General features: G+C 59.4%; 1 pseudogene. It reads right to left on the bottom strand.

Going from position 1 to position 239, the window contains the following annotated elements:
• Positions 1–239: pseudogene (locus tag FNJ47_RS55740) on the bottom strand (IS701 family transposase); the annotation flags it as partial.

Raw genomic sequence — 239 nt, 5'->3', positions numbered from 1 at the left:
GAATCTATTTGTACCGGTGTTTTTCGCGGATTTGTTTTCGGCAGTGTGGGCACCGCTGAGACGGCGGCCGAAGGATGAGACCGACGATGGCGTGACGTACGGCGGGCATGGGTGGCTGAGGCGGAGGGCCGTTGATTCTTTTTTTTCCGCCCCGCGTGTGCGAGGCGACGATGCTGCAGGAAGGCGTAGGCAATCATTGTCATCAGGGCGTGACGATGAAGACCCTTCCCTGATCGCCC

Source organism: Bradyrhizobium uaiense, from assembly GCF_010811875.1.
GTDB lineage: Bacteria > Pseudomonadota > Alphaproteobacteria > Rhizobiales > Xanthobacteraceae > Bradyrhizobium > Bradyrhizobium uaiense.
This window is presented reverse-complemented; position numbering and strand designations above follow the sequence as displayed.